Below are 3205 nucleotides of genomic sequence, written 5' to 3'. Positions count from 1 at the left end.
CCATCCACCAAATAAATGCGGCATCCAAGACCGAACGGATACCGGACCTCGCCCTCGACGTCAAGCCCATCTATCCGGATAGTCGGTGACCCGGGGAACCGGTGTTTTTCGGCATCATCCAGAGTTTCGACGGCAATGGACTGGACGGGAAAATTTAAACCCTCCTGACGTATGACATCCTGCAAAAGCTCCAACGCGGGTTTCGAGTTGGGGCAGTTTTCAAAATAGAGCAATTCAATTTTCATAAATCTTCGGAAAAAAACGTTCCCTCCTCAAGATAAGCGAGAATGGATATGGGAGTTTGCGTTTGATTTTCATCACTGGCTTTTATCATGCGATCAATCGCATTCCGCAGGTGATTCAGTTTCTCAATTCTTATATCGATGATTTTTCTTTTAGTCTGGGCTTTTTGCATTGCTGTCTGGCGGGGATTTTTTCGGTGGTTTTGCAAGTTCAGTATTTCGTGGATCTCATCCAGGGAAAAACCCAGCTTCTGGGCGTTCTTGATGAACAGGATACGGCGGGCGTCTTCGTTACTGTATAAACGGTAACCGGATCGCGACCGCAGGGGCGGATCGATCAGATTGCGGGTTTCATAGTAGCGAAGGGTTTCCTTATTCACACCCACCATTTTCGCCAGTTCGCTTCGGGTAAAGGTGTCCATAAAGGGCCCTCCTTCTAATTTGAATATAGGCCCTGTACCCTGAAACTGGGTCAAACTTTTTTCATTTATTTTACCATAAAAGTGGTAATCTGACCCTTTTTACACCTCGTTCCTTTTGAAAAAATTGAGCATCCACGGAATGATATCCTCATAAGCATCTTCCACAATATAATGACCGGCCTCCTCCACTTCATGAATTTCGGCGTCTGGGAAATAGGTTTTCCACCGGTCCAGAAAGTCTTCGTTGAAGCAGAAATCCTTCATTCCCCAAACCACAAGGACCGGGCGATCACGAAAAAAGCCCAGCCTTGATTCAATGTGTTCCACTACGGAATAACTCGGAACGGAAGGGTCCATTGGGATGTCCTGAACAAAGCGGAGATTGGCAATGCGATTCTCAGGACTGTTGTAGGGTGCCAGGTAGCCTTTCCGCACGTCGGCCGTCAGTCGGTGGCGTTGTTTGGTTGCCCAAACCAGCCCCATCCTGGCGAAAAGGTTCCATTGCAATATGGCCACCTCTCCAATGAAAGGTTTTCGGCACAAATTGATGCTGAAGGGGATGCTGTCTGCCAGAAAGGCGGCGGTGTTGAATACGACCAGGCGTTTTATTTTATCGGGGTGACGCACCGCCAAGCCCATCCCGATCGCTCCGCCCCAGTCATGCAGAACCAGCGTGATGTTATCGAGTTGAAGGTGCTCCACCAGCTGTTCCACATTATCGATGTGCTGGTTCAATGTGTAATTGTAATCCTGGGGTTTGTCGGACAGGCCACAACCCATGTGGTCGGGGACCACACACCGGTATTGACTGCGAAAGGCGCGAATCAGGTTTCGATAATAAAACGACCAGGTGGGATTTCCGTGAAGCATGAGCAGGACCTCGCCCTGCCCTTCGTCCAAATAATGATATCGAAGGCCATTCAAGTCCAGGTAATGCGACTCGAAGGGATAAATTGTTTGTAAACCATCAATGGAGACTTCCGTCACCATTCCGCCCCCAGCATGACGCAACTCAATCCACTGCCGATTCCAAGAAGGCCGATTTTATTCCCGGGTTGAATAATCTTCTCTTCAATTCCCAAAGCCAATGTCACAGGCAAGGCCGCCGATCCGGTATTGCCTAGAAACTCAAGGGTTGAAAAATCCTTTTCCAGATCCAGTTCAAGGGTTTCGTAAAGGAGCTTGCGGTGCAGGTGACCGACCTGGTGACAGAAGATGCGGTCGACACTTTTGTTGGTCCACCCGAGATTGTTTTTAAACACCTCCCAGGTTTCCCGGGCCAGTTCGCAACCTTCCCTCATGAGCGTTTCGGAATCGGTCTGCATGAGCGGAGCCGCATCGCCTCCCATGCCGGAATCCTGATTGCCCTGGCAGAGGTGATTGAACTGTGTTGCGGAACGGTAAGCGCCCCCGGTCAGGCGGTGCCCGGTGTTTGTCAGATCCTTGTGAACGAGAAGAACAGCTACGGCGGCGGACCCGATGGTGAGCGACGCGAAGGCGGTTTTGATCTTGTTGCGTGTTGGATCGGGATCGGCCAACAATGTCTCGATGGTGTGGTCCACAAGCGGACCGCCGTTTTCCCCGGAGACGATCAATCCCGCCCGTATTTGTCCGCGGTCGATCATGTTCGCTACCTGCACCATGCCATTCAATACACCCAGACAGGCGTTGGACACATCGTAGAAAATGGAATCGGGATTCAGCTTGAGATTGTGGTGCACAACGGAAGCCGTTGCGGGTTCCAGAAAATCGCGGCTCACCGATCCACAAATGAGAGCGCCGATTTCCTTCCGGTCCAAAGGAGTGCGGGCGAGTGCGTCCTCTCCCGCTTTGGAGGCGACAGTGCTGGGAAATGTTCCCTTGTCCCAGAATCGCCGCTCACGGATGCCGCTCATCAGTTCCAGCCGCCCGACGTTCAATTTGAACCGGTCGTAAAGCGGTTGCAGGCGGTGTTCCAGTTCATCCGAGCGGACGATGTTTTCCGGCAGGTGGTAACCGATCGATTCGATGCACACGTTTTCAAATCGCATAACTCAACGCCTCATGAGGAACCGATGATCTGCATCTCGTAATACTTCTGGTATTGCGGGCATTGTTCCAGCAACTGCTCGTGGTTGCCCTGCCCTACCATCTCCCCGTGTTCGAGGACGATGATGCGGTCGGCGTGTTTGATGGTGGAGAAGCGGTGAGCGATAACAAACGTGGTGCGGTGTTCCATCAGGTTGTTGAGGGCGTCCTGCACCAATTTTTCTGATTCGGAATCAAGCGCCGAAGTCGCTTCGTCCAGAACCAGAATGGGTGCGTTGCGCACGATGGCACGCGCGATGGCGATGCGCTGGCGTTGCCCCCCGGAAAGCTTCAATCCACGTTCGCCGATGATGGTGTCGTAGCCGTCATCCAAAGCCTGCACATAGGTATCCACGTGCGCGGCCTGCGCGGCGCGGACGATGTCCTCTCGTGTTGCTTCCGGGTTCCCGTAACCGATGTTCGCCCAGATGGTGTCGTTAAACAAAAACGTTTCCTGCGTCACCAGGGCCAGGT

General features: G+C 52.3%; 5 protein-coding genes. All 5 read right to left on the bottom strand.

The window, feature by feature from the left end; genetic code table 11:
• Nucleotides 1-245, bottom strand: a 245-nt coding sequence (locus tag TX82_RS16535) for a DF family (seleno)protein (protein WP_042252425.1), incomplete at its 3' end; no start/stop codon positions are given.
• On the bottom strand, nucleotides 242-664 hold the full coding sequence (locus tag TX82_RS17035; protein WP_005010138.1) for a MerR family transcriptional regulator: 423 nt from the start codon (nucleotides 662-664) through the stop codon (nucleotides 242-244). The genes TX82_RS16535 and TX82_RS17035, both read right to left, overlap by 4 nt.
• 99 nt (nucleotides 665-763) lie before the next feature.
• Complete coding sequence (locus TX82_RS10340; protein ID WP_005010136.1) at nucleotides 764-1654, bottom strand: alpha/beta fold hydrolase; 891 nt, start codon at nucleotides 1652-1654, stop codon at nucleotides 764-766.
• Nucleotides 1648-2694 (bottom strand): 3-oxoacyl-ACP synthase III, encoded by a 1047-nt coding sequence (locus TX82_RS10335; protein WP_005010135.1) that lies wholly within the window; start codon nucleotides 2692-2694, stop codon nucleotides 1648-1650. The genes TX82_RS10340 and TX82_RS10335 overlap by 7 nt, the downstream gene beginning before the upstream one ends.
• An 11-nt stretch (nucleotides 2695-2705) precedes the next feature.
• Nucleotides 2706-3205: ABC transporter ATP-binding protein (locus TX82_RS10330; RefSeq protein ID WP_042251062.1), on the bottom strand; the 500-nt coding region annotated here is incomplete at its 5' end.

The sequence above is a fragment of the Nitrospina gracilis 3/211 genome, assembly GCF_000341545.2.
Lineage (GTDB): Bacteria > Nitrospinota > Nitrospinia > Nitrospinales > Nitrospinaceae > Nitrospina > Nitrospina gracilis.
Note: the sequence above shows the minus strand (reverse complement) of the source record. Positions and strands in the feature narration are given on the sequence as shown.

Coding starts and splice junctions, on each gene's coding strand:
- TX82_RS10335 (WP_005010135.1), bottom strand. CDS start 2,694: ATGCGATTTGAAAACGTGTGCATCGAATCGATCGGTTACCACCTGCCG.
- TX82_RS17035 (WP_005010138.1), bottom strand. CDS start 664: ATGGACACCTTTACCCGAAGCGAACTGGCGAAAATGGTGGGTGTGAAT.
- TX82_RS10340 (WP_005010136.1), bottom strand. CDS start 1,654: ATGGTGACGGAAGTCTCCATTGATGGTTTACAAACAATTTATCCCTTC.